The sequence below is a fragment of the Streptomyces sp. NPDC102258 genome (assembly GCF_055584685.1).
In genome coordinates, this window is the sequence record NZ_JBVJLO010000012.1 from 26,715 (window position 1) to 49,949 (window position 23,235).

Annotated in this window: 24 protein-coding genes and 1 pseudogene; 14 read left to right on the top strand and 11 right to left on the bottom strand. The window is 74.6% G+C overall.

The features are described 5' to 3' along the window. Nucleotides 1-21: 21 nt before the first annotated feature. Nucleotides 22-972: a hypothetical protein gene (locus ACZ6ZT_RS20980; protein ID WP_469721091.1), complete on the bottom strand. Its 951-nt coding sequence runs from the start codon at nt 970-972 to the stop codon at nt 22-24. 304 nt (nt 973-1,276) lie between these two features. Here ACZ6ZT_RS20980 and ACZ6ZT_RS20985 point away from each other — a divergent pair, with 304 nt between their 5' ends. Next, entirely contained in the window at nt 1,277-1,690 is a 414-nt protein-coding gene (locus tag ACZ6ZT_RS20985; RefSeq protein ID WP_469721092.1) for an ASCH domain-containing protein, read from the top strand. Between the two features lie 54 nt (nt 1,691-1,744). Here ACZ6ZT_RS20985 and ACZ6ZT_RS20990 read toward each other — a convergent pair whose 3' ends face one another. After that, on the bottom strand, nt 1,745-3,400 hold the full coding sequence (locus ACZ6ZT_RS20990; protein WP_469721094.1) for an FAD-binding dehydrogenase: 1,656 nt from the start codon (nt 3,398-3,400) through the stop codon (nt 1,745-1,747). A 76-nt stretch (nt 3,401-3,476) separates the two neighbouring features. Between ACZ6ZT_RS20990 and ACZ6ZT_RS20995 the strand changes: the two genes are divergently transcribed. The 7 genes from ACZ6ZT_RS20995 (at nt 3,477) to ACZ6ZT_RS21025 (ending at nt 8,741) form a co-directional block, all read left to right on the top strand. Then, a complete protein-coding gene (locus ACZ6ZT_RS20995) occupies nt 3,477-4,010 on the top strand; it encodes an NUDIX hydrolase (protein WP_469721096.1) in 534 nt (177 codons plus the stop codon). A 111-nt stretch (nt 4,011-4,121) separates the two neighbouring features. Then, on the top strand, nt 4,122-4,526 hold the full coding sequence (locus ACZ6ZT_RS21000) for a YidH family protein (protein WP_469721098.1): 405 nt from the start codon (nt 4,122-4,124) through the stop codon (nt 4,524-4,526). After that, nucleotides 4,523-4,849 (top strand): DUF202 domain-containing protein, encoded by a 327-nt coding sequence (locus tag ACZ6ZT_RS21005; protein WP_469721100.1) that lies wholly within the window; start codon nt 4,523-4,525, stop codon nt 4,847-4,849. Before ACZ6ZT_RS21000 ends, ACZ6ZT_RS21005 begins: the two co-directional genes overlap by 4 nt. A gap of 127 nt (nt 4,850-4,976) precedes the next feature. Next, nucleotides 4,977-5,273 (top strand): hypothetical protein, encoded by a 297-nt coding sequence (locus tag ACZ6ZT_RS21010; protein WP_469721102.1) that lies wholly within the window; start codon nt 4,977-4,979, stop codon nt 5,271-5,273. A 90-nt stretch (nt 5,274-5,363) separates the two neighbouring features. Next, nucleotides 5,364-6,275 carry an MBL fold metallo-hydrolase gene (locus ACZ6ZT_RS21015; protein ID WP_469721104.1) on the top strand — a complete coding sequence of 304 codons (912 nt, stop codon included), beginning with the start codon at nt 5,364-5,366 and terminating at the stop codon, nt 6,273-6,275. Nucleotides 6,276-6,467: 192 nt separating this feature from the next. Further along, nucleotides 6,468-7,508 carry a phosphotransferase family protein gene (locus tag ACZ6ZT_RS21020; RefSeq protein ID WP_469721106.1) on the top strand — a complete coding sequence of 347 codons (1,041 nt, stop codon included), beginning with the start codon at nt 6,468-6,470 and terminating at the stop codon, nt 7,506-7,508. Nucleotides 7,509-7,517: 9 nt separating this feature from the next. Then, nucleotides 7,518-8,741 (top strand): acyl-CoA dehydrogenase family protein, encoded by a 1,224-nt coding sequence (locus ACZ6ZT_RS21025; protein ID WP_469721108.1) that lies wholly within the window; start codon nt 7,518-7,520, stop codon nt 8,739-8,741. A gap of 98 nt (nt 8,742-8,839) precedes the next feature. Here ACZ6ZT_RS21025 and ACZ6ZT_RS21030 read toward each other — a convergent pair whose 3' ends face one another. The 3 genes from ACZ6ZT_RS21030 to ACZ6ZT_RS21040 form a co-directional block, all read right to left on the bottom strand. Then, entirely contained in the window at nt 8,840-9,451 is a 612-nt protein-coding gene (locus ACZ6ZT_RS21030; protein WP_469721110.1) for a TetR/AcrR family transcriptional regulator, read from the bottom strand. A gap of 80 nt (nt 9,452-9,531) precedes the next feature. Continuing rightward, nucleotides 9,532-11,247 (bottom strand): AMP-binding protein, encoded by a 1,716-nt coding sequence (locus tag ACZ6ZT_RS21035; RefSeq protein WP_469721112.1) that lies wholly within the window; start codon nt 11,245-11,247, stop codon nt 9,532-9,534. Beyond that, nucleotides 11,244-12,017 (bottom strand): SDR family oxidoreductase, encoded by a 774-nt coding sequence (locus ACZ6ZT_RS21040; RefSeq protein ID WP_469721114.1) that lies wholly within the window; start codon nt 12,015-12,017, stop codon nt 11,244-11,246. Before ACZ6ZT_RS21040 ends, ACZ6ZT_RS21035 begins: the two co-directional genes overlap by 4 nt. Before the next feature lie 83 nt (nt 12,018-12,100). Here ACZ6ZT_RS21040 and ACZ6ZT_RS21045 point away from each other — a divergent pair, with 83 nt between their 5' ends. From ACZ6ZT_RS21045 to ACZ6ZT_RS21060, 4 genes are all read left to right on the top strand, one after another. Then, on the top strand, nt 12,101-13,393 hold the full coding sequence (locus tag ACZ6ZT_RS21045; RefSeq protein ID WP_469721116.1) for an exo-beta-N-acetylmuramidase NamZ family protein: 1,293 nt from the start codon (nt 12,101-12,103) through the stop codon (nt 13,391-13,393). A 110-nt stretch (nt 13,394-13,503) separates the two neighbouring features. After that, nucleotides 13,504-14,907 (top strand): serine-threonine protein kinase, encoded by a 1,404-nt coding sequence (locus ACZ6ZT_RS21050; protein WP_469721118.1) that lies wholly within the window; start codon nt 13,504-13,506, stop codon nt 14,905-14,907. A gap of 154 nt (nt 14,908-15,061) precedes the next feature. Next, a complete protein-coding gene (locus ACZ6ZT_RS21055; protein ID WP_469721119.1) occupies nt 15,062-15,721 on the top strand; it encodes a hypothetical protein in 660 nt (219 codons plus the stop codon). After that, a complete protein-coding gene (locus ACZ6ZT_RS21060; RefSeq protein WP_469721121.1) occupies nt 15,718-16,539 on the top strand; it encodes a 3-keto-5-aminohexanoate cleavage protein in 822 nt (273 codons plus the stop codon). Before ACZ6ZT_RS21055 ends, ACZ6ZT_RS21060 begins: the two co-directional genes overlap by 4 nt. Here ACZ6ZT_RS21060 and soxR read toward each other — a convergent pair. After that, entirely contained in the window at nt 16,514-16,963 is a 450-nt protein-coding gene (gene soxR / locus ACZ6ZT_RS21065) for a redox-sensitive transcriptional activator SoxR (protein WP_469721123.1), read from the bottom strand. The genes ACZ6ZT_RS21060 and soxR overlap by 26 nt on opposite strands. Before the next feature lie 111 nt (nt 16,964-17,074). On the opposite strand from soxR, the gene ACZ6ZT_RS21070 reads away from it, so the two are divergent. Beyond that, nucleotides 17,075-17,536 (top strand): MaoC family dehydratase, encoded by a 462-nt coding sequence (locus tag ACZ6ZT_RS21070; RefSeq protein WP_469721125.1) that lies wholly within the window; start codon nt 17,075-17,077, stop codon nt 17,534-17,536. A 25-nt stretch (nt 17,537-17,561) separates the two neighbouring features. On the opposite strand, the gene ACZ6ZT_RS21075 is transcribed toward ACZ6ZT_RS21070, so the two are convergent. The 3 genes and pseudogenes from ACZ6ZT_RS21075 to ACZ6ZT_RS21085 all read right to left on the bottom strand — a co-directional run bounded on the left by ACZ6ZT_RS21075 (nt 17,562) and on the right by ACZ6ZT_RS21085 (nt 19,733). After that, complete coding sequence (locus ACZ6ZT_RS21075) at nt 17,562-18,191, bottom strand: TetR/AcrR family transcriptional regulator (protein ID WP_469721126.1); 630 nt, start codon at nt 18,189-18,191, stop codon at nt 17,562-17,564. Between the two features lie 83 nt (nt 18,192-18,274). After that, nucleotides 18,275-18,487, bottom strand: a pseudogene (locus tag ACZ6ZT_RS21080) (YiaA/YiaB family inner membrane protein); the annotation flags it as partial. A gap of 94 nt (nt 18,488-18,581) precedes the next feature. After that, a complete protein-coding gene (locus ACZ6ZT_RS21085; protein ID WP_469721128.1) occupies nt 18,582-19,733 on the bottom strand; it encodes an acyl-CoA dehydrogenase family protein in 1,152 nt (383 codons plus the stop codon). Between the two features lie 88 nt (nt 19,734-19,821). Between ACZ6ZT_RS21085 and ACZ6ZT_RS21090 the strand changes: the two genes are divergently transcribed. Then, nucleotides 19,822-20,514, top strand: a complete 693-nt coding sequence (locus ACZ6ZT_RS21090; protein ID WP_469721129.1) for a TetR/AcrR family transcriptional regulator — start codon at nt 19,822-19,824, stop codon at nt 20,512-20,514. A 62-nt stretch (nt 20,515-20,576) separates the two neighbouring features. Here ACZ6ZT_RS21090 and ACZ6ZT_RS21095 read toward each other — a convergent pair whose 3' ends face one another. Together ACZ6ZT_RS21095 and ACZ6ZT_RS21100 are read right to left on the bottom strand one after the other, a co-directional pair. Next, nucleotides 20,577-21,656, bottom strand: coding sequence for a Zn-dependent alcohol dehydrogenase (locus ACZ6ZT_RS21095; RefSeq protein ID WP_469721130.1), 1,080 nt, complete (start codon nt 21,654-21,656; stop codon nt 20,577-20,579). Nucleotides 21,657-21,749: 93 nt separating this feature from the next. Further along, entirely contained in the window at nt 21,750-23,162 is a 1,413-nt protein-coding gene (locus tag ACZ6ZT_RS21100; protein WP_469721132.1) for an aldehyde dehydrogenase family protein, read from the bottom strand. Nucleotides 23,163-23,235: the final 73 nt, after the last annotated feature.

The following is a 23,235-nucleotide window of genomic DNA, read 5'->3' on the forward strand; positions in this document are numbered from 1 at the left end:
TGGCTGGTCGGCTGGTCGGGGCTAGGCGGTGCCCAGTGCGGCACTGCGCGCGGCGAGGAAGGCCTGGTGCGGGTCCCGGTCGGGATAGGACCAGGGCGCGGGGGTGGCGTGGCTGCCGATGCGGTGGAAGAGCGCTGCGGCCTCCGCGGGGCGGCCCTCGCAGAGCTTGGCGTGGGCGAGGAAGTTCAGGTCGACCCGGTTGCGCGGATGGTCCTCGCGCTCCCACTCCAGCCACCAGTCGAAGGCGGAGCGCAGCACCTGGCGGGCGCGGCGGCCCGTCCAGTGCTCGACGGCGGCCTCGGGCGAGGTGCGGCCCTGGGCGGCGGCGAGGACGCGGTAGCGCTCGGCGTGGGCGATGACGGGCAGGACGGCGAGCGGGGAGTCGGCCGGGGACTCCTCGGCGGCCCAGGAGGCGAAGTCGTAGACCTCGTGGAGCGGGTCGCGGCCGGCGGCGGGGGTGCGCTCGGCGAGCTGGGCGACCATGAGGTGGTGGGCGTGGTGGTGCTCCCGGTGCCGGGCCCGGACCTGGTCGAAGTGGCGGCTGAACTCCTCCTCGGAGCCGAAGGCGCGTGTGAGCAGCAGCAGGCCGAGCCAGGGGGTGGGGTCGGCGGGGAGGAGGGCCGCGGCCCGGCGGCAGGCCTCGTCGGCCGCCTCGGGGGCGCCCTTGCCGCGCAGGGCGGTGAAGACGGTGGCGCAGGCGAGGAGGGTCGCCGCGTCGGCGCTGTCGGGTTCGGCGAGCAGCCATTCGCGGGCCCAGGCGGTGGCGGCCGGGGTTTCGGCGAGGACGACGAGGCGGTGGCCGCGGCGGTCCCAGTCGTCGCCGGTGGCGACCAGGAGGGTACGGGCCTTGGCCCACCGGCCCTGGGCGAACTGGCTGCGTACGGAAACCAGTTCGGTGTCGCACAGGGCGGGGTCGAAGAGCTGGGCGTCCCGTTTGCGGGCGCGGCCGAGGGGCGGCGGAGGCGGGGACATCCGCGGTTTTCCCTCCAGGACGCGGGCGCGGGCGGGCGGCGTGCGCGGGGGCGCGCACGGGGTGACGACGGGATGGGGTGGTGCTGGTGTTGCGGGTGGTGCGTGTCGTGCGAGGGTGCGGCTGGATCCTGCCGGTGAGTATGCCGGATGATCACGCACAGCAAACCGGTAGGCACAGCTCCGCGTCAAGGTCCAGCCCGCCGCGTGGCGGGTTTCAACTGGTCTTCCGGCCCGTCCAGTTGGCACGGTTGCGGCGGTTCGGGCGCGCGTGCGGCCCGTCCGCCCCGGCCCGTACGCTGACCCCGTGACGATCCACGACGACCTGCCCCCCTGCCTCCTCGGCTTCCCCGGGGAACTGCGCGACCGGCTGGTGGCGGCGGTACTGAGCGGGGCGAAGACCACGACGACGGGACTGCTGGAGCAGTACGAGCGGGAGGGCGAGCCGCTGCCCCGGCCGGGCGCGCGCTCCGCGCTGGTGGACTCGGCGGAGCAGCGGGTCGCCGTCCTGGAAGTGACGGAGGTACATGTCCTGCGGCTGGCCGACGTCGGTCTGCGGCACGCGCTGGACGAGGGCGAGGGCTACGCCTCGGTGGCCGAATGGCGAGCCTCGCACGAGCGGTTCTGGCACGGCCCCGAACTGCGCGCGGCGCTGGGCGACCCGGACTTCACCGTCCACGACGACACCCTGGTGGTGACGGAGCGGTTCCGGGTGGTGTGAGGCCGGACGCCGCCGGCCCGGTCGGCGGTTGCGCGGCCCGGTCCGGCGCCGCTCCTACGAGACCGCCCGCGCCGCCGCGCGGCCCGCGGCGCGGCCCGAGAAGATGCAGCCGCCGAGGAAGGTGCCTTCGAGGGCCCGGTAGCCGTGGACGCCCCCGCCGCCGAAGCCGGCCGCCTCCCCGGCCGCGTAGACGCCGGGGAGCGGCTCGCCCGCCGGGGTCAGGACGCGCGAGGACAGATCGGTCTCCAGGCCGCCCAGGGACTTGCGGGTCAGGATCGAGAGCCGGACGGCGATCAGCGGCCCCGCCTTGGGGTCCAGGACGCGGTGCGGGGCGGCGGTGCGGATCAGCTTGTCGCCGAGGTACTTGCGGGCCCCGTGGATCGCCGTGACCTGGAGGTCCTTGGAGAACGGATTGGCGATCTCACGGTCGCGGGCGACGATCTCGGCCCGGACGGTGGCCTCGTCGAGCAGGTTCTCCTTGGTGACCTCGTTCATCCGGCGGACCAGCGTGGACAGGTCGCGTTCGACGACGAAGTCCGCGCCGCGGTCCATGAAGGCCTTCACCGGCCCCGGGACGGCCTGCCGGGCCCGGTCGATGACGTCGCGCACCGATTTGCCCGTCAGGTCGGGGTTCTGCTCGGAGCCGGAGAGCCCGAACTCCTTGCCGATGACACGCTGGTTGAGCACGAACCAGGTGTGGTCGTGCCCGGTCTTCATGATGTGGTCGAGGGTGCCGAGGGTGTCGAAGCCCGGGAAGAGCGGTACGGGGAGCCGCTTGCCGGTGGCGTCGAGCCAGAGCGAGGACGGGCCGGGCAGGATGCGGATGCCGTGCCGGGCCCAGATGGGGTTCCAGTTCTCGATGCCTTCGGTGTAGTGCCACATGCGGTCCTTGTTGATGTGGCTGGCGCCCGCCGCCTCGGTGATGCCGAGCATCAGGCCGTCCACGTGCGCGGGGACCCCGGAGAGCAGCCGCTCGGGCGGGGTGCCGAGCCGGGCGGGCCACTGCGCGCGCACGAGGTCGTGGTTGCCGCCGATGCCGCCGCTGGTGACGATCACGGCCTGGGCGCGCAGGCTGAAGGCCCCGCTCACCTCGCGGCTGCTGGCGGCGCCCCGGACGGCGGCCGAGGGGGCCAGGACCTCCCCGGTCACGGTGTCCACCGTGCCGGCGGTCGCCGACAGGCCGGTGACCCGGTGGCGGAAGGCGAACCGGACCAGGCCCCGGGCCACCCCGGCGCGGACCCGCCGCTCGAAGGGGGCGACCAGGCCGGGGCCGGTGCCCCAGGTGATGTGGAAGCGGGGGACGGAGTTGCCGTGACCGTTCGCGTCGTAGCCGCCGCGCTCCGCCCAGCCGACCACGGGGAAGAAGCGCACCCCCCGGGCGTGCAGCCAGGGCCGCTTCTCCCCCGCCGCGAAGTCCACGTACGCCTCGGCCCAGCGGCGCGGCCAGGCGTCCTCGGGGCGGTCGAAGCCGGCGGTGCCGGCCCAGTCCTGGAGGGCCAGGTCGCGGCTGTCCCTGATGCGCATCCGGCGCTGCTCGGGCGAGTCCACGAAGAACAGCCCGCCGAAGGACCAGTGCGCCTGGCCGCCGATGGACTGCTCGGGCTCCTGGTCGAGGAGGATCACCTTGCGGCCCGCGTCGACGAGCTCGGCGGTGGCGACGAGCCCGGCGAGGCCCGCTCCGATCACGATCACGTCAGCGTCGTACGTCATGGGGTGCCCGTCCTCCGGTCGGTGGTGGGGCAGATCCTTGGCTACGGAGCGGTAACCAGTCAACAGCGGTGGTTGGATGGGTCGCGTGAGTGCCGCTGATGAAGTGCTGGACGTCGTGGACCGGGACGACCGGGTCACCGGGCAGGCCCCGAGGGGCGAGGTGTACGCCCGGGGACTGCTGCACCGGTGTGTGTTCGTGCAGGTCAGGGATGGGCGGGGGCGGGTGTTCGTGCACCGCCGGACCGCGTCGAAGCTGGTGTTCCCCTCGTCCTACGACATGTTCGTCGGCGGGGTGCTGGGCGCCGGCGAGACGTACGCGGACGCGGCGCTGCGCGAGGCCGAGGAGGAGCTGGGGGTCTGCGGGCTGGCGCGGCCGGAGCCGCTGTTCAAGTTCCTGTACGAGGGGCCGGGCGGGGCCTGGTGGTCGTACGTGCACGAGGTGCGGTGCGACCTGCCGGTGGCTCCGCAGGTCTCCGAGGTGGACTGGCACACCTGGCTGGAGCCGTCGGAGCTGGAGCGGCGGGTCGCGGGCGGGGCGTGGGCGTGGGTGCCGGACGGGCTGGAGGCGTACCGGCGGCTGACGGCGTACCGGGCGGGCGGCGGGGGCTGAGGGACTCCGGGGGCGGGAGCGTACGGGGCGGGCGGCGAGGGCATGCCTGGCGGGCGGCGGGCTGTCGGGGCGCTCCCGGGGCCGTGGGGTCCGTACCCGTAGATTGGCCGGATGATCGGCTTCGTCAAAGACGTGCGCCTCTGGTTCGCGCCGAAGCGGCTGCGGGACGAGGGCGACACCCCGGACTACCGCTTCTCGCTGGCCAACGAGCGGACCTTCCTGGCCTGGATCCGGACCGCGCTGGCGCTGATCGGCGGCGGGTTCGCGGTCGACCAGTTCCTGCCCGACCTGCGGTGGGGGGTGCGGGTCGGACTGGCCCTCGTGCTGCTGGCGGTCGGGGCGCTGTGTGCGCTGCGGGCCGTGAACCACTGGGTGCGCTGCGAGCGGGCGATGCGGCGCGGCGAGGACCTGCCGGTGTCCCGGTTCCCGGTGGTGCTGAGCCTGGGCGTCGGGCTGGTGGCGGTGGCCATGGTGCTGGTGGTGCTGCTCGGCTGGACGGCCGGCGGCGGCCGGTGACCGGCCCCGGGGCGGCGCCGGTGGCCCGCGACGCCGGGCTCCAGCCGGAGCGGACCCGGCTGGCGTGGCGGCGTACGACACTGGCCTGTTCGGTGACGGCCGTCCTGGCGCTGCGGCAGGCGCTGCGCGGGTCCGGATCGCCGGTGCAGGTGGCCGGGGCGGCGGTGATCGCGCTGATCTGGCTGGCGTTCCTGGCCGTGGCGCACCGGCGGATCCGGCAGCTGGCGACGGCCCGGCCGGCGGTGCTCGCGCCGCGGGCGGCCGTGGGGGCGGTGCTGTGCACGGTGGGGCTGGCGCTGTTCGCGATGACGGTGATCTGGTGAAGCGCCGGGATGCCCCCGGAAGGCCGCCGGGGGAATGCCGCCGGAAGGCCGCCGGAGTGGCACCGGCGTGCGACACGAGTACGGACGAAACGGGTGTTGCGGGACGATCCGGACTAGCCTCGGTGCCATGACGACCCTGCACCACGAGCACCCCACGCACGAGCACACCCACGGCCCCGCCTGCGGCCACCGGGCGGTCCCGCACGGCGACCACCTCGACTACGCGCACGACGGCCACCTGCACCGCGAGCACTCCGGACACTGGGACGAGTGCGAGCGCGCGGAGCACACCGCCCACGAGGGCCACGCGCACGCGCACGGCCCGGACTGCGGCCACGAGTCGGTGCCGCACGGCGACCACGTCGACTACGTCCACGACGGGCACCGGCACGCCGAGCACGACGGCCACTACGACGACCACTGACCCGCCCGGCCCCCACACCCCCGCTCTCCCCGGCCGTCCGCCCGGCTGACAGGATTCGATCACTGTCGCAGCGACCCGGGGAGAGCGCCCATGACCGTCGACGCACCGTACGTCGTCCAGCCCGCGAGCGGGGTGTACGCCTACGTCCAGCCGGACGGGGGCTGGTGCCTCAACAACGCGGGCTTCATCAGCGACGGCGGGCGGACCCTGCTCGTCGACACCGCCGCCACCGAGCGCCGGGCGCTGGCCCTGCGCGAGGCGGTCCGCGCGGCGGGGGCGCCGCTGCCCCGGACCGTCGTGAACACCCACCACCACGGCGACCACACCTACGGCAACGCGGTGTTCGCCCCCGAGGCGGTGATCGTCGGGCACGACAACGCGCGGGCCGAGCAGCTCGCCGCCGGACACCAGCTGGAACTGATCTGGCCCGCCACCGATTTCGGCGCGATAGCGATCACCGCACCCGACCTCACCTTCAGCGACCGGCTGACGCTGCACGTGGGGGACACCGAGGTGCGGGTGCTCCACCCGGGCGTGGCGCACACCACCGGGGACGCGGTCGTGTGGCTGCCCGGGCAGCGGATCGTCTACACCGGGGACCTGGTCTTCGCCGGGGGCACGCCCTTCCTGGCGATGGGCTCGCTGTCCGGTTCGCTGCGGGCGCTGGAGCTGCTGGCCTCCCTGGACGCGGAGACCGTCGTTCCGGGTCACGGGCCGCTGACCGACCCGTCGGCGTACGAGGCCACCGGCCGCTACCTGCGCTTCGTCGCGGAACTGGCGCGGGAGGGGCGGGACAAGGGGCTGACCCCGCTGGAGACGGCGCAGGGGGCGGATCTCGGGGAGTTCGCCGCCTGGCGGGAGAGCGAGCGGCTGGTGGCGAACGTGCACCGGGCGTACGCGGAGCTGGCCGGGGCGCCGGAGGGGGCGCCGCTGGACATCATGGCGGTGCTGCGGGACATGACGGTGATGAACGGGGGCACGCCGATCCTGTGTCACGCCTGACGCGGGACCGGCGCGGCGGCCGGTGAGCGGCGGGGTCGCGGGAGTTCCCGCGGCCCGCCCTCTGGACGGCATACCGACTGGTCGGCATGATGTCTCGGGACAACCGTCACCGGACAACCGTCACCGGACAACCGTCTCGGGACAACCGTCACCGGACACCCCTCACCGTCGACTCCGTACGGAGGTGCGCACATGACCGCAGCCCCGGCAGGCTCCCCGAGCCCGCGCGGCCTGGACCTGGAGCGGCTGCGCGGCCATCTCGACGCCGCCCGCCCCGGACTGGTGACCGGCCCGCTGAGCGGCCGGCTGATCGAAGGGGGTCGGTCGAACCTGACGTACGCGGTCACCGACGGCGCCGCCCGCTGGGTGGTGCGCCGCCCGCCGCTGGGACACGTGCTGGCCACCGCGCACGACATGCGGCGCGAGCACCGGGTGATCGCCGCCCTGCACGGGACGGCCGTCCCGGTGCCCGAGCCGCTGCTGCTGTGCGAGGACGAGGAGGTGTTGGGGGCGCCGTTCTACGTCATGGAGTTCGTGGACGGGGTCCCGTACCGCAGCGCCGGGCAGCTGGCGGAGATCGGCCCGGAGCGGACCCGGCGGGCGGTGCTCGCCCTGGTGGACACCCTGGTCGAGCTGCACGCCGTGGACCCGGTGGCGGTGGGGCTGGGTGACTTCGGCCGACCCGAGGGTTTCCTCGACCGGCAGGTGCGCCGCTGGGGCAAGCAGCTCGCGGCCTCGCGGGGCCGTGAGCTGGCGGGGATCGACGAGCTGCACGCCGCGCTGGGCCGGGCGCTGCCCGCCTCCCCCGCGCCGACGGTGGTGCACGGGGACTTCCGGCTGGACAACGTACTGATCGGCGGCCCGGACGACTCGATCCGGGCGGTGCTGGACTGGGAGATGTCCACGCTGGGCGATCCGCTCACCGACCTCGGGCTGCTCGTGATGTACAGCTCCGACCTGGGCCTCGAAGACTCCCCGGTCAGTACGACGAGCCGTGCGCCGGGCCATCCGGAGCCCGCCGAGCTGATCGAGCGGTACGCCGCCCGCTCCGGCCGGGACACCGGCGCGATCGCCTGGTACACGGCCTTCGCCTGGTTCAAGCTCGCGGTGATCCTCGAAGGCATCCACTATCGCTTCACGCTCGGGCAGACCGTCGGCGCGGGCTTCGACCGGATCGGCGAGCTGGTCCCGGTCTTCATCGAGCACGGTCTGACCACCCTCCAGGAAGGCTGAGCAGCACTCATGGACTTCGCATTCGACGCCCGGACCGAGGAACTCCGCGAGCGGCTGCTCGCGTTCATGGAGGAGTACGTCTACCCGGCGGAAGCCCTCGCCGCCGAGCAGCGCGCACGGCTGGCCTCGCCCTGGGACACCCCGGCCGTCTTCGGTGAACTGAAGGCCGAGGCGCGCCGCCAGGGGCTGTGGAACCTCTTCCTTCCGGACGCCGAGTACGGCGCCGGGCTGACCAACCTGCAGTACGCCCCGCTCGCCGAGATCACCGGCCGCAGCCCGCACCTGGCGCCGATGGCCACCAACTGCGCGGCCCCGGACACCGGGAACATGGAGCTGCTGGCCCAGTTCGGGGACGAGGCGCAGAAGAAGCAGTGGCTGGAGCCGCTGCTGGCGGGCGAGATCCGGTCGGCCTTCGCGATGACCGAGCCCGAGGTCGCCTCCTCGGACGCGACGAACATCGAGACGCGGATCGAGCGCGTCGGCGACGAGTACGTGATCACGGGCCGCAAGTGGTACATCTCGGGGGCGATGAACCCGGACTGCCGGATCTTCATCGTGATGGGCAAGACCGACCCCGGGGGCGCCGATCCGCGCCGCCAGCAGTCCATGGTCCTGGTCCCCCGCGACACCCCGGGCGTCGAGGTCCGCCGGGCGATGACGGTGTACGGGTACGCCGACCACGACCACGGCGGGCACGCCGAGGTGGTCTTCGACGGGGCGCGGGTCCCGGCGGCGAACCTGATCGGCGAGGAGGGCTCCGGCTTCGCCATCGCCCAGGCGCGGCTCGGCCCGGGCCGGATCCACCACTGCATGCGGCTCATCGGCATGGCGGAGCGGGCCGTCGAGCTGATGTGCCGGCGCGCGGTGGGACGTACGGCCTTCGGCAAGGAGCTGGCCGCGCAGGGGGTGGTGCAGGGCTGGATCGCCGACGCCCGGGTCACCATCGAGCAGCTGCGGCTGCTGGTGCTGAAGACCGCGTGGCTGATGGACACGGCGGGGAACCGGGGCGCGCACACCGAGATCCAGGCCATCAAGATCGCGACCCCGCGCGCGGTGGTGGAGATCCTGGACCGGGCGGTGCAGCTGCACGGCGCGGGCGGGGTCAGCCAGGACTTCCCGCTGGCCGAGCTGTGGGCGGCGGCGCGGACGCTGCGGCTGGCCGACGGGCCGGACGAGGTGCACCAGCGCTCGCTGGCCCGCCGGGAACTGAGGGCGTACGCGGACCGCGGCTGAACGCGGCGCAGGCGTTCGGGAGTCCGGCGGAACGTCTGCGCGGCCGCACCGCCCGGAGGGCTGCGACGACTACCCGGTGCTCGGTGAGGTCCGGGGGATCAGGGGCGCAGGGAGCGCAGGAGGAGGTCGGCGAGGTGGTCGGCGACCTGCTGGGGGGTGAGGGGGCCGTCCGCGCGGTACCAGGTCGACAGGTGGTGGACGGAGCCGAAGTAGAAGTCGACCACCAGGTCGGCGGGGGTGACCGTGGCGAACACGCCGTCCTTCTGGCCCTCTTCGACCAGGGCCCGGAACCGCTCGTGGTAGCGCCGCCGCTCCGCCCGTACCTGCTTGTACTTCTCCGGGCTGAGCTGGTGCATCGACCGGAAGAAGATCATCGCGTCGTCGAGGTTCTCGATGGTGGTGACCACGACGTCGGCGGCGGCGGCCCGCAGCCGCTCCGCGACGGAGGCGTCGGATCCGGCCACCGCGTCGAGCCGCTGCTGCTGGAGGCGCAGCATCCGCGCGTACACCTCGTGCAGCAGGTCGTCCTTGGAACCGAAGTAGTGGTAGAGCGCCCCCTTGGTCACGCCGGCCGCCTCGACGATCTCCTGGACGGAGGTGCGGTCGTAGCCGCGCTCGGCGAACAGCCTGGTGGCGACGGCCAGCAGCCGCTGCGGCACCGGGGTCTCCCGGTCGGCGCCCTCGGGTCCCTCGGTGGTCCTGGCGGCCATGGTGCTCGCCTTCCTCTCCTGATGCCGTGCCTGTCCTGCGCGCTGTGCGACCGTCCGGCCGTGCGAACCTACAACGCATTTCAGCCGCGGTCGCGCAGTTCCCGTCGCAGGATCTTGCCACTGGTGGTCCGGGGAAGAACAGGCAGGATTTCCACCTCGCGCGGGTACTTGTACGCGGCCAGCCGCTCGGCGCAGTACGCGGCCAGTTCCTGCGGCCCGGCGGCGGCGCCGGGCCGCAGGCTGACGTACGCCTTCACGCTCTCCCCGCGGTAGGGGTCGGGGACGCCGACCACGGCCGCGTCGCGGACGGCCGGGTGGGTGTACAGGACGTCCTCCACCTCCCGGGGCCAGACCTTGAACCCGGAGGCGTTGATCATGTCCTTCTTGCGGTCGACGACGTAGAGCCAGCCGTCCGCGTCCATGAAGCCGACGTCGCCGGTGCGCAGTTCCCCGTCCGGGAAGGCCTCGGCGCTCTCCTCGGGGCGGTTCCAGTAGCCGGGGACGACCTGCGGGCCGCGGACGGCGATCTCGCCGGGCTCGCCGAAGGGGAGTTCGGCGCCGTGCTCGTCCAGGATCCGTACGAGGGTCTGCGCGCCGGGGACACCGACCGAGAGGGTGCCGGAGGCGGGGTCGACGGGGGCGTCGAGGTGCGCGGGGACGGAGGCGCAGGCAGCGGTGGTCTCGGTGAGGCCGTAGCCGTTGCGCAGCCGGCAGCCGAAGTCGGCGCGCAGCCGGTCGACGAGGGCGGGCGGGAGCGGGGCGCCGCCGGAGGAGACCACCTGGAAGGAGGCGAAGTGCGCGCGGGTGGCGGCGGAATGGGCGGTGAGCGCGGTGAAGGCGGTGGCCGGGCCGATGGTGTAGGCGGGGCGGTGTTCGAGGAAGGCGTCGAGGACGGTGCCCGCGTCGAAGCGGTACGCGAGGACGAGGGTGCCGGCGTTGGTGAAGCAGGCGGCGAGCTCGCAGACCAGGCCGGTGATGTGGAAGAGCGGGGCGAGGGCGAAGTAGGCGGCGCCCTCGGGAACGGGGTGGCCGGTGACCTGGCGGGTGGCGTTGTAGGTGAGGGCGCCGTGCGGGTTCATGGCGCCCTTGGGGGTGCCGGAGGTGCCGGAGGTGTAGCTGATGAGGGCGAGATCGGCGGCCCCGAGACCCGGATCGGCCGGCGCGGGGTGGCCCTGGCGGGCCACGATGACGAGGTCGGCGGCCTCCGGGTCACCGGGGGCGGAGGCCGCGCCGGGGGCGGCGGGTTCCCGTGGCGGGGGTGGCAGGACGCGGGGGTCGTCGCGGGTCTGGAAGTCGTGGGGGTTCGCCGTGAGGACGGTGTGGAGGGGGGTGTGCCGGGCGCACGCGTGGAGGTACGCCGTCCAGGCGGTGGCCTCGCAGACCAGCGCGACCGCGCCGGAGTCGCGCAGGACGTGCCCGGTCTCCGCGGACTTGTACATCGGGTTCAGCGGGACGACCACCGCCCCGGCCTTCCAGGCGGCCAGCACGGCGAGCGCGAAGTGCGGCGTGTTCTGGAGCATGACGGCGACCCGGTCGCCCCGCCGGACCCCGCGCGCGGCGAGGTGTCCGGCGAGGGAGTCGGAGAGGGCGTCGGCTTCGGCGTAGCTGGTCCGGCCGTCGAAGTAGACCAGGGCCGGGTGCTCCGGAGACCGGACCACGGCGGCCCGGAAGGCGTGCAGCACCGTGGGCGGCGGGGTGACCGGGGCCAGCTGGGCCGGGCTGAGCCGGCCCAGCCAGGGCCGGGCGGCGTAGGGGGACGGCGTCGCCGCCCGGGGCGTCGGCGCCGCGTCCGTCATGAGGACTCCCACTTCTGCTGGAGGCGGTTCATGTTGCCGAGCCAGCGGTCGGGTTCCCCGGCGCGCGCGGCGTAGTAGTCCGCCACCTCGGGGTGCGGGAGGATCAAGAACCGGCCCTTCTCCATGCCGTCGAACAGTGCGTCCGCGACCGCGTCCGGCTCGATCGCGGTCGGCGCCAGCACGAGCTCTCCGGCCGAGCCCGCGGCGGTCAGCATGTCGGTGCGCACGCCCTGCGGGCAGATGGCGTGGACCTGGACACCCCGGTGGCGGTAGGTCAGCGAGAGCCACTCCGCGAAGGCGAGGGCGCCGTGCTTGCTGACACTGTACGGCGCCGCTCCGATCATGGTCAGCAGCCCGGCGGCGGAGACGGTGGACACGAACCGGCCGGCGCCCCGCTCCAGCCAGTCGGGCAGCAGGGCCCGGGCGGCGCGCACGTGGGCCATCACGTTGGTGTCCCAGGCCGCCGCCCAGACGGCCTCGTCCGCGAACGCGTCGCCGCCCGAGGCGAGTCCGGCGTTGGCGCAGTAGACGTCCACGGTGCCGCCGAGGGCCTCGCGGGCTTCGGCGACGACCGTCGAGGCGTCGCCGGGGACGGCGAGGGCCCGCTCGCCGATCGCCTCCGCGACGGCGGCGGCCTTGGCCGGGTCGAGGTCGTTGACGACGACGGTGGCCCCTTCGGCGGCGAAGCGGTGGGCGAGGGCCGCGCCGATGCCGCCGCCCGCGCCGGTGACGACGACTCGCTGGTCCTGGTACGCGCTCACGGGGATCACCTTTCGCCGCTGACAGCCGGATCCGGGCAGACTAACCAGTCGGTATGTCGGGGCGGAAGGGGGGCGGCCCCTAGCGTGTCCGGATGACGCTGTCACGACGCGAGGTGCTGGGGCTGGCGGGAGCCGTGGGGGCGGCGGGATCTCTCGGGGGCGCGGGGGCGGCTGCGGGCGAGACCCCGGGAGGGGCTGCCGGAGGGTCCGCGTCCGGGGCGGGCGCCGTCGGGGGCCGGGTGCGTACCGGCTTCGAGCGGCTCGCCGCCGACGGGTACGCGGAACTCGCCGGACAGCGCGTCGGGGTCGTCACGAACCCCACCGGCATCACCGCCGACGCCCGCCACCTGGTCGACGTACTGCACGCCGATCCCCGGGTGGACCTGGTCGCGGTGTTCGGGCCGGAGCACGGGTTCCGCGGGACGGCGCAGGCCGGCGGTTCGGAAGGCTCCGGGCGGGATCCGGCGACGGGGCTGCCGGTGTACGACACGTACGACACGAGCGGGCAGCGGCTCGCGGACCTTTTCACGGCGGCGCGGATCGACACCGTCCTCTTCGACATCCAGGACGTCGGCGCCCGCTTCTACACCTACGTCTGGACCCTCTACGACTGCATGCGCGCGGCCGCGCTGGCCGGCAAGGCGGTGGTGGTGCTGGACCGGCCCAACCCGGTGGGCGGCCGGCGGGCGGCGGGGCCGGTGCTGCAGCGCCCGTACGCCGGTTTCGTCGGCCGGGAGCCGATCGCGCTGGCGCACGGGATGACGGCGGCGGAACTGGCCCTGCTGTTCAACGGCGAGTTCCTGAAGGACCGTCCGGCGCGGCTGCGGACGGTGGCGATGGCCGGGTGGCGGCGCGGGTCCTTCTTCGGGGCGACCGGGCTGCCGTGGGTGCCGCCCAGCCCCAACATGCCGACCCCGGACACGGCGCTCGTCTACGCCGGGACCTGCCTGTTCGAGGGGACCAACCTGTCGGAGGGGCGGGGTACGACGACCCCGTTCGAGGTGCTCGGGGCGGAGGGCCTGGACCGGCGCTGGGCGGAGGCGGCCGACGGGCTGGGACTGCCCGGGGTCTGGTTCCGCGAGGCCTGGTTCACCCCTTCCTTCTCCAAACACTCCGGGAAGCCCTGCGGCGGGGTCCGGCTGGTGGTCCACGACCGCGAGGCTTTCGACCCGGTCCGGGCGGGCATCGGGCTGCTGGTCACGGCGCGCCGGGTGTGGGGCGGCTTCGCCTGGCGGCCGGACCACTGGATCGACCGGCTGACCGGCTCGGACCGGGTGCGGACGATGGTCGACGCGGGCGCGGGGGTGGAGGACATCGTGGACGACTGGGCGGACGGACTGGCCCGCTTCGCGGCTCTCCGGAGGGAATACCTCCTCTACCCCTGACGCCCGGGACCCGGCGCGCGCGGAACCCGTGCCGTCACGGGTCTGGCCGACGGGAGCCGGCGGCGGGATGCTGCCCTCACCCAGGGCACGGCACGGAGGGGGAGGTCGCCATGACGGACAGCGGAGCCGTGGACGGAGCGGGGATCGGGGCCGGGACGGGGGCCCGGGCGCCCCTCCCGCTGGGGATCGCGGGTGCGGCGGACGCCCTCGGGGTGGGGGTGGCGCCGTACCAGGAGCTGACGTTCGACGTCCAGGGGGACGTGGACCCCGCCACGCGGGCGGCGGTGGCCCGGATGGAGGCCACCGACCTGCTGGTCTTCGCGCACGGCTGGAACAGCGACCGGACCACCGCGACCCGGCTCTTCGACCGGTTCTTCGCCCCCTTCCCCGGTCTGGTCGGGACCGGCGTCCGGCTCGGGTACGTGGGGGTGGTGTGGCCCTCGATCCGCTTCTCCGACGAGCCGATACCCGACTTCGACCCGCCGGCGGCGGCCGGAGCGGCCGGGACCACCGCTCCCGGACCGGCCCTGGACGCGGCCACCCGGCGGGCGCTCGCGGCCTTCTGGCCCGGGCGGCCGGCGGAGCTCGACCGGGTCGCGCAACTGCTGTACGAACGGCCGGAGTCGCAGGCCGCCTTCGCCGAGTTCGGCGCGCTGGTACGGGAACTCGCCTACGTCGAGCGGGCCGAGGCGAGCACCGACGCCGGCCCGGGCGCCGACGTACCGGCCCTCTTCGCGCGGGACGTCCTGGAGGCCTGCCGGGTCCTGACCGAGGCCCTGGCCCAGGCGGCGGCGGACACCTCCCCGGGCGGGGCTTTCGCGCCCGGCGAGGCCTTCGGGCCCGGCGACGGACTGCGCGACCTGTGGAGCGGCGCCCGGGAACTGCTGCGCCAGGCCACGTACTACGAGATGAAGAAACGGGCCGGGGTGGTCGGCGAGCACGGGCTCGGCCCGGTGCTCACGGACCTGGCCGGCCGCCGCCCGGCCCTGCGCGTCCACCTGATCGGGCACAGCTTCGGCGCGCGGGTGGTGTCCTTCGCGCTGCGCGCCGCACCCGACGGCGCCCGTCACCTGAAGTCGCTGACCCTGCTGCAGGGCGCCTTCTCGCACTACGCCTTCAGCGACCGCCTCCCCCACGACACGCGGCGCGGCGGCGCCCTGCGCGGGCTCCAGCACAAGGTGGCCGGCCCGGTGGTGGCCTGCCACTCCTCCCACGACAGCGCGCTCGGGGTCTTCTATCCGCTGGCCTCCCGGATGGCGAACGATTCGGCCGGACTGCTCGGCTTCGACGACCGGTGGGGCGCGGTCGGGCACGACGGGGTGCGGGCGGTGCCCGGCGCGCCGCGGCTGACCCTGGAGGCGGCCCTGCGCGACGGGCTGCCGGAGGCGGGCTGCGTCAGCGTGGACGCGGGTTCCGTGGTGCGGCGCGGGGGCCCGCCGTCGGGGGCGCACAGTGACATCTGCCATGACGAACTGGCCCGGATCGTGGTCGGCGCGGGGCGCATGGGGCGCTGACTTCCGGCCATGTGCCACCCGCACGCCTCGACCGCCCCCGCATGCGCCTACATCCGACCGGGCATGTTGGGCACGTCAGGGCGCGCTGTTTCGTTCCACTGAGTAGTGCGAACACAGGTGTGGGCGGGGGCACGGCGGCGGAGGTGAAGGTGCGATGGCGGGTTTTCGGAGTCTGGCCTACCAGGTGCGCGACGCGCGCAACGACCGGGCCCTGCGGCGCCATTCGCTGCGCCGCTGCCTGGAACGGTTCGCCCCGTACGGGCACCGGGCGACGTGGTGGCACCTGTGCGACCGGCACGGGATCGCCCCCGAGGACCGGGGTGCGGATCCGCTGCGGCTGGTCGCGGCGCTGGAGGAGCTGGAGGACGCCCGCGCGGTCTGGCTGGAGTACGAGCGGCAGTTCGCGGCCCGGCGCAGACGGGAGAAGCACGACGGCGTCCGGCGGCCGGAGTGGGCCTGGGGCGGCAGCGGGGACGCGGTGGTGCGGTGCGCCGACCCGGGTGTGCGGCCGGAGGGGGCGCTGGGCGAGGTGCTGCGGCGGCTGGTGACGGCGCTGGAGTCGGAGCCGGGGACGGCCTGCCCGGTGTGCGGGGAGCGGGAACTGCGGTGGCAGGCGCCACTGGCGGTGCACGGGCCGTGGGCCGGGGCGTGGGCGTGGGACGGGCCGGTGTGCGGGGGCTGCGGGATCGTGGTGCCGAGACCGGCGCTGGCGGACGAGGTGCTGGCGGACGCCGTATTGGCGCATCCGGCGATGGTGCGTACGGGTACGGTCCACCCGGCGTCGGCGCATACGGCGTCGGCGGGCGCCGCGTGAGCGGACCGGGCCCGGCGCGGGTGAACGGGCCGGGCGGCCGGGGCGGGCCGCGGCGGGTGCTCCAGGTGGCGGTGAACGGCTCGCGCGGCGGCTCCGGGGGCGGCGCGGTGCCGATGTCGCCCCGGGACGTGGTGGAGTCGGCGGTGGCGGCCGTCGCGGCCGGGGCCGGCGAGGTGCTGGTGCACCCACGGACCCCGTGCGGGCGGGAGAGCCTGTCGGCCCGGGTGGTCGGGCCGCTGCTGGAGGAGTTGCGCGGCACAGGGGTCCGCGTACCTCTCTCGGTCCCCGCGGGGGTGGATGCCGAGCCGGATCCCGAGGGGCGGCAGGAGCGGGTGCGGTCCTGGACGGTGCTGCCGGACCGGGCCGCCGTACGGTTCGCGGAGCCGGGGGCCCGGCGGCTGGCGCGGGCCCTGCTGGCGCGCGGGGTGGCGGTGGACGCGGTGGTGCCGCTGGGCGGCGGGGCCGGGCCGGAGCCGCTGGCCCGGTTCCTGGAGTGGGCCGCGCCGGACCACGGCCGGGTCCGGCTGGTGGCCGAGCTGGCGGCGGCGGATCCCGCGCTGGTGGCGGGGCTGCGCTGGCTGCCGCCAGTGCCGGTGCTGCTGTACGGGCGGGACGCTGCCGCCTGGCCGGTGCTGCGGCTGGCCGCGCGGTGCGGTGCGGCCGCGCGGACCGGCGTCGGGGACGTCCTGTGCCTGCCGGACGGGCGGGCGGCGCGTTCCAACGCCGAACTCGTCGCGGCCGCCCGCGACCTGCTGGGGGACGGCGATGACCGCGACGGCGACGCGGGCGCCGCTACAGCGACAGCCGCGAGCCGCTGAGGCGGGCGCCGAAGGCGTCGTCCGGGTTGTACAGGCCGCACTTCTTCATCGAGAGGCAGCCGCAGCCGATGCAGTCCGACAACCGGTCGCGCAGATCGCTGAGTTTCCGGATCCGCTCGTCCAGCTCGGCACGCCAGCTCTCCGACAGCCGCGCCCAGTCCTCGCGGGTGGGGGTGCGTTCCTCCGGCAGCTGCGCCAACGCCTCGCGGACGTCGGCGAGCGGGATGCCGACGCGCTGGGCGGCGCGTACGAAGGCGACCCGGCGCAGCGCCTCGCGGTTGTAGCGGCGCTGGTTGCCGGACGTGCGGCGGCTGCTGATCAGCCCCTTGGCCTCGTAGAAGTGGAGGGCGGAGACGGCTGCCCCACTGCGAGCGGAGAGCTGGCCGACCGTGAGTTCGTGGACGTTTTCGGGAATCTGCGGCACAGCCCCGAGCCTAGTCGGCCGTGCGTTGACATACGCATGCGGACCCCGACATGCTGAGCAAGCGCTTATTCGTCAGCTCGTGATCGCTTCAGCGGAAGACAGGGGCAGGGCATGGCCGAACCGAGGATCTTCACCTCCGCCGAGGAACTGCGCGCCGGCATCGGCGAGCCGCTCGGCCCCAGCGGGTGGCTGGAGATGGACCAGAAGCGGATCGACCTCTTCGCCGACGCGACCGGCGACCACCAGTGGATCCACGTGGACCCGGAGCGGGCCGCCGACGGCCCCTTCGGCTCCACCATCGCGCACGGATATCTGACGCTGTCGCTGCTGCCGAGCCTGGTCCCGCAGATCATGCGGGTCGAGGGGATGCGGATGGGCATCAACTACGGGGTGGACAAGGTCCGGTTCCCGGCTCCGGTGCCGGTCGGCTCGCGGCTGCGCGCCACCGCCGTGATCACGGCGGTCACCGACGCGGGTGAGGGCGTACAGGTCGCGGCGACCGTGACCGTCGAGCGCGAGGGCGGCGAGAAGCCGGTGTGCGTGGCCCAGTCGCTGTCGCGCTACTACTTCTGAGCCGCCGGGCTGCCGGGCGGCGCGGCTACGCCGACGGCGGGCGGGCGCCCACCATGCGGAGCACGAGGCCGGCGTAGAGGGCGCCGACCTCGTCGGGCGTGCGCGGGCCCGCGGCGCTGAACCAGCGGGCCACGTCGATGCACAGCGACAGCACGGCGAGGGTGGTGCCGGGCACGTCGGGGACGTCGAACTCCCCTGCCCGGACGCCCTCGGCGAGGATGCGGCGCACGGCTGCGTCGCTCTGCCTGCGCAGGGCCACGATCTCGCCGCGGTGCTCGGGCGCGAGCGCGTCGAGCTCGTACTGGACCACGCGCGCGGTGGTGTGGTGCGCGGCGTGCCAGCCCACGAAGGACCGCACGGCCGCGTCGAGCCGCTCGGCGGCGGCCCCCGGCCCGGCGGCCGCCGTCTCCAGGATCTCCAGCGCCTTGTCGTGGCCGATGCGGCTGATGCGGTGGAGCAGCTCTTCCTTGGTCTTGTAGTGGATGTAGAGCGCGGCCGGGCTCATACCGGCGCGGCCGGCGATGTCGCGCGTGGTGGTGGCGTGGTAGCCGCGCTCGGCGAAGGCGTCGACGGCCGCGACGAGCAGCCGCCGCGCGGCGTCGGGGGTGACCTCCGACCACGGCTGGTAGCCGCCGGTCTCCGCCGCGCTGTCCATCGCTCGCTCACCCTCTTCGCCGTGACAAGGAAGCGACAGCCTACCGGAGGGTGAGCAAGCGCTTAGCGTTGCCGGGCCGCGAGGCCGCTCTCCTGCCGGTCGCGGACCACCTTGGCCAGGGTGAAGGCCGAGGTGGTGAGGTAGAGGACGGCGACGCCGAGGAAGGCCCGGACCCAGCCGTCGACGCGCAGGTGGTAGATCCCGAGGGCCACCGCGCCGAGCGCGACGGCGAAGGCGGCGACGGCCTGGGCGTGATAGGCCGCCGTGTTCTGCTGCTTGACCGGTGTCTCGTTCATGGCCCCAGCATCGGACCGGGGCGGCCCGGCCGCATGGGTGCGCGTACTCAGCCCCGTACTCAGCCGTGCGGGGCCGGGCGGCCGGGCCCGGGTGTCAGAACGCGGAGACGCCGGTACGGGCGCGGCCGATCAGCAGCTTCTGGATCTGGCTGGTGCCCTCGTAGAGGGTCATCACGCGGGCGTCGCGCAGCAGCTTCCCGGCCGGGTACTCGTCGATGTAGCCGTACCCGCCGTGCACCTGGAGGGCGTTGCTCGCGGCGCGCACCGCCGCCTCGGAGGCGAAGAGCTTGGCGGTGGAGGACTCGGTGGCGAACGGGCGGCCGCGGTCGATCAGGTCGGCCACGCGCCAGGTCAGCAGCCGGGCGGCGTCCACGTCGACGGAGATGTCGGCGATCAGCTCCTGGACCAGCTGGTGGTGGGCGATCGGCTTGCCGAACTGCTCGCGCTGGGCGGCGTAGGAGACGGCCGCGTCCAGTGCCGCCTGGGCGATGCCGACGCAGCCGGCGGCCACCGACATCCGGCCCTTGGCCAGGGCCGACATGGCGACGGAGAAGCCCTTGCCCTCGGGGCCGAGGAGGGCGGTGGCGGGCACGCGGACGCCGTCGAGGGTCAGCTCGGCGGTGGCCTGGCCGCGCAGGCCGAGCTTGCCGTGCACCTCGCGGCGGGTCAGGCCGGGGGCGTCGGCGGGGACGAGGAAGGCGGAGATGCCGCGGTGGCCGGGCTCGCCGCCAGTGCGGGCGAAGAGGAGGACGACGTCGGCCCAGGTGCCGTTGGTGATGAACATCTTGCTGCCGCTGATGACGTACGCGTCCCCCTCGCGCACCGCGCTGGTGGTGAGGGCCGCCGCGTCCGAGCCGGTGCCGGGCTCGGTCAGGCCGAAGCAGCCGAGTGCCTCGCCGGAGCAGAGCCGGGGCAGCCAGTGGCGCTTCTGTTCCTCGGTGCCCCAGGCCGCCACCGTCTTGGCGACCAGACCGAGGGAGACGGAGACGATGCCGCGCACGGCGGAGTCGCCGCGGCCCAGCTCCTCGGTGACGAGCACGTAGGAGAGGTGGTCGCCGCCGGAGCCGCCGTACTCCTCGGGGACGGTGAGGCCGAGGAAGCCGAGGTCGCCGAGCTTCTTGACGATCGACCGGTCGACGCTCTCGGCGCGGTCCCAGTCGGCCGCGTACGGGGCGATCTCGCGCTCGGTGAACGCGCGGGCAAGGCCGCGCACGGCCTCCTGCTCCTCGCTGAGCTCCAGGTTCACGGGGGCCTCCGGGTGGGCGGCGACGGCGGGGACTCGGCGTTAACTAGCACCGGTAGTTTATGGCGGGGCAGGGCCTACTATGTGGCGCATGGCCAGACCGCGCAAGCCCCTGCTCAGCCGAGACCGCATCGTCGAGGCCGCCGGCGCGCTGGTGGACGCGGAGGGGCTGGAGTCCGTGTCGACGCGGCGGCTGGCGGCCGCGCTCGGGGTCAGCGGGCCCTCGCTCTACAACCACTTCCGGACCAAGGACGCGATCCTGGAGGCGGTGGCGGACGCGGTGAGCGCCCGGGTCGACCTGTCGATGTTCGACGGCGTCGGGGAGGACCGCGCCGACGGCGGGGGTGACGGCTACGGCGACGACGGGGGCGGCTGGCGGGCGGCGCTGCACGCGTGGGCGCACTCGTACCGGGACGCGCTGGCGGACCATCCGAACATCGTGCCGGTGCTGGCGCGGGGGCCGGGGCGGCGGCCGGCCGGGCTGCGGCTGGCCGACGCGGTGTTCGGGGCGATGACGGCGGCGGGCTGGCCCCCGGCCCACGCGACCCGGATCGGCGCCCTGATGCGGTACTTCATCCTGGGCTCGGCGGTGGCCTCCTTCGCCGGGGGCTTCGTGGACGACGAGGCGGCGTACGACCCGGTGGACTACCCGCACCTGGGCCGCGCCCACCTGCTGGCGGAACGCGGGCGCGAGGTGGACGAAGGCGCCTTCGAGACGGGCCTGACCGCCCTCCTCGACGGCCTGACCCTCCAGTACGAGACCCTCCGCCGGCCCGTGGCCTGACCGGCGGGAACCGGCTGGCGGAGCTGGCCGTCCCGGCCGGAACGCGGGTGGGGGCGGCGGGGTCAGAAGACGACCAGGGAACGGCCGCCCTTGCCCGCGAGCATCGCGTCGAAGGCGGCCGGGATGCCGTCGAGCGTGATGCGGTCGGTGACGAGCGAGCCGAGGTCGAGGCGGCCCGCCCGCACGTGTTCGGCGATCACCGGGAGGTCGCGGGCCGGGTCGCTGTTGCCGTAGACGCAGCCGGTGAGGGTGCGGGCGAAGTGGAAGATCTCCAGGGCGTGGAAGGTGACCTGCTGCTCCTTGCCGCCGATGCCGACCACCGTGGTGCGGCCGCCCCGGCGGGTGGAGTCCCAGGCCGCGCGGATGGTCTCCGCCCGGCCCACGCACTCGACGGCCACGTCCGCGCCCTGACCGCCGGTGAGCGCCCTGATCTGCTTGGCGGTGGTCTCGGAGGCGAGCACGAAGTCGGTGGCTCCGGCCGCGCGGGCCAGCTCCTCCTTGGCCGGGGAGACGTCGACGGCCACCACCGGGCCCGCCTGGGCGATCCGGGCGGCCTGGAGGGCGGCCAGGCCGACCCCGCCGACCCCGAACACGGCCACCGACTCGCCCGGACGGACCTGGGCGCTGTGGTGGACGGCCCCGTAACCGGTGAGCACCGCGCAGCCGAGCAGGGCGGCTTCGGGCAGCGGGATCCCGGCGGGCGCGGGCAGCACGCAGTTCGCCGCGACGACGGTCTCCTCGGCGAAGGCGGCGACGTTGAGCCCGGGGTGCAGCTCGGTGCCCTCGGCGTCATGGGCGTAGACGGCGCCGACCCCGGACAGGGCCTTCGCGCAGAGCCACACCTCGCCGATCCGGCAGTGGTGGCACTTCCCGCAGGAGGGGGCCCAGTTGAGCACCACCGCGTCGCCCGGGGCGACGTGGGCGACCCCCTCCCCGACGGTCAGGACCGTCCCCGCGCCCTCGTGGCCGAGTACGGCGGGGACGGGAACCCGCATGGTGCCGTTGGTGAGGGAGAGGTCGGAGTGACAGACGCCGGCGGCGGCGAGCCGCACCCGGACCTGCCCGGGGCCGGGCTCGGGCAGCACGATGTCCCGGATCTCCAGCGGTGCTCCGACGGCGGGCAGGATGGCGGCGCGGACCATGATCGTCGTCTCCGTGTCTTCGGGGTCTTCGGCTGCGGCGGGTGCTTGCGCCGTGGGGGTGGGTGAGCGGGGGCGCGGGCTATTGCGACCCGCTCAGAACTGGAGGGACTTGGTCTGGAGGTACTCCCCCAGGCCGTGCGGGCCCAGCTCGCGGCCCACGCCCGACTGCTTGTAACCGCCGAAGGGCGCGAGCACGTTGAAGCGGCCGCCGTTGATGTCGACCTGGCCGGTGTCCATCCGGCGGGCGAAGGCCGCGGCCGTCTCCGCGTCCGCCGCCCAGACGGCGCCGCCCAGGCCGTAGACGGTGCCGTTGGCGATGCGCAGGGCGTCCTCCTCGTCCTCGTACGGGAGGATCGCCAGCACGGGGCCGAAGATCTCCTCCTGGGCGATGGTCATCTCGGGGGTGACGTCGGCGAACACGGTCGGGGCGACGAAGTACCCCCGCTCGTGGGGCGCGTCGGGGCCGCCGGCGACGAGGCGCGCGCCTTCCTCGACGCCCTTGGCGATGTACGCGCGCACGCGGGCGTGCTGCTTCGCGTTGATCACCGGGCCGAGGCGGGTGCCCGGTTCGCGGGGGTCGCCGGTGGGGTACTTGGCGACGGCGGCGACCGCCAGGGACACGGCCTCCTCGTACTGCTCCCGCTGGACGAGCATGCGGGTGAGTGCGTCGCAGCTCTGGCCGGAGTTCCGCATGACGTCGGCGACTCCCGCCGCGACGGCCTTGGGCAGGTCGGCGCCGGGCAGGATGACGTTCGCCGACTTGCCGCCGAGTTCGAGGGCGACGCGCTTGACGGCGGCGCCGGCGAGGGCGCCGATCTTCTTGCCGACGGCGGTCGAGCCGGTGAAGGAGACGAGGTCGACTCCCTCGTGCTCGGCCAGCGCCTGCCCGGCGACCGGGCCGGTACCGGTCACCAGGTTGAAGACGCCGGCCGGTACGCCCGCCTCGTGCACGGCTTCGGCGAAGAGCTGTGCGGTCAGCGGGGTGTCCTCGGCGGGCTTGAGGACGAGGGTGCAGCCGGCGGCGAGAGCGGGTGCCACCTTGGCAACGATCTGGTGCAGGGGATAGTTCCAGGGCGTGATGGCTCCGACCACGCCGACCGGCTCCATCAGGACGGTGGAGTTGCCGAGCCGCTCCTCGAAGGCGTAGGTGGCTCCCAGCTCGGCGAAGGAGGAGGCCACGGCGAGCGGCGCCCCGACGTGCACCGCCGTCGAGAAGCCGAGGGTGGCCCCGAGTTCGGCGGTGATGGTCTCGGCGATCTCGTCCTTGCGGGCGGCCAGCACGTCGCGCAGGGCGCCGATCAGGGCCGCCCGCTCGGCCGGAGCCGTGGCCGCCCAGCCGGGCAGGGCCGCGCGGGCCGCGCGTACGGCCGCGTCCACGTCCTCGGCGCCGCCCGCCGGGACGGTGGCGATGACCTGCTCGTCGGCCGGGTTGACGACCTCGATCCGGCCGGCCGTGGCGGCGGACCGCCACTCCCCGCCGATGTACATCCCGTCGTGGGCCTTCATGGCATTCCTCCCGAGCACCTGCGAGCGCGTGGACCTGACGTCGCCCACACCCTACAAACTAGCGTCGGTAGTT

Excerpts from the sequence above, each read along its gene's own strand:
- ACZ6ZT_RS20980 (WP_469721091.1), bottom strand. The coding sequence starts at position 972 with ATGTCCCCGCCTCCGCCGCCCCTCGGCCGCGCCCGCAAACGGGACGCC.
- ACZ6ZT_RS20990 (WP_469721094.1), bottom strand. The coding sequence starts at position 3,400 with ATGACGTACGACGCTGACGTGATCGTGATCGGAGCGGGCCTCGCCGGG.
- ACZ6ZT_RS20995 (WP_469721096.1), top strand. The coding sequence starts at position 3,477 with ATGGGTCGCGTGAGTGCCGCTGATGAAGTGCTGGACGTCGTGGACCGG.
- ACZ6ZT_RS21000 (WP_469721098.1), top strand. The coding sequence starts at position 4,122 with ATGATCGGCTTCGTCAAAGACGTGCGCCTCTGGTTCGCGCCGAAGCGG.
- ACZ6ZT_RS21010 (WP_469721102.1), top strand. The coding sequence starts at position 4,977 with ATGACGACCCTGCACCACGAGCACCCCACGCACGAGCACACCCACGGC.
- ACZ6ZT_RS21015 (WP_469721104.1), top strand. The coding sequence starts at position 5,364 with ATGACCGTCGACGCACCGTACGTCGTCCAGCCCGCGAGCGGGGTGTAC.
- ACZ6ZT_RS21020 (WP_469721106.1), top strand. The coding sequence starts at position 6,468 with ATGACCGCAGCCCCGGCAGGCTCCCCGAGCCCGCGCGGCCTGGACCTG.
- ACZ6ZT_RS21025 (WP_469721108.1), top strand. The coding sequence starts at position 7,518 with ATGGACTTCGCATTCGACGCCCGGACCGAGGAACTCCGCGAGCGGCTG.
- ACZ6ZT_RS21030 (WP_469721110.1), bottom strand. The coding sequence starts at position 9,451 with ATGGCCGCCAGGACCACCGAGGGACCCGAGGGCGCCGACCGGGAGACC.
- ACZ6ZT_RS21035 (WP_469721112.1), bottom strand. The coding sequence starts at position 11,247 with ATGACGGACGCGGCGCCGACGCCCCGGGCGGCGACGCCGTCCCCCTAC.
- ACZ6ZT_RS21045 (WP_469721116.1), top strand. The coding sequence starts at position 12,101 with ATGACGCTGTCACGACGCGAGGTGCTGGGGCTGGCGGGAGCCGTGGGG.
- ACZ6ZT_RS21050 (WP_469721118.1), top strand. The coding sequence starts at position 13,504 with ATGACGGACAGCGGAGCCGTGGACGGAGCGGGGATCGGGGCCGGGACG.
- ACZ6ZT_RS21055 (WP_469721119.1), top strand. The coding sequence starts at position 15,062 with ATGGCGGGTTTTCGGAGTCTGGCCTACCAGGTGCGCGACGCGCGCAAC.
- ACZ6ZT_RS21070 (WP_469721125.1), top strand. The coding sequence starts at position 17,075 with ATGGCCGAACCGAGGATCTTCACCTCCGCCGAGGAACTGCGCGCCGGC.
- ACZ6ZT_RS21075 (WP_469721126.1), bottom strand. The coding sequence starts at position 18,191 with ATGGACAGCGCGGCGGAGACCGGCGGCTACCAGCCGTGGTCGGAGGTC.
- ACZ6ZT_RS21090 (WP_469721129.1), top strand. The coding sequence starts at position 19,822 with ATGGCCAGACCGCGCAAGCCCCTGCTCAGCCGAGACCGCATCGTCGAG.
- ACZ6ZT_RS21095 (WP_469721130.1), bottom strand. The coding sequence starts at position 21,656 with ATGGTCCGCGCCGCCATCCTGCCCGCCGTCGGAGCACCGCTGGAGATC.
- ACZ6ZT_RS21100 (WP_469721132.1), bottom strand. The coding sequence starts at position 23,162 with ATGAAGGCCCACGACGGGATGTACATCGGCGGGGAGTGGCGGTCCGCC.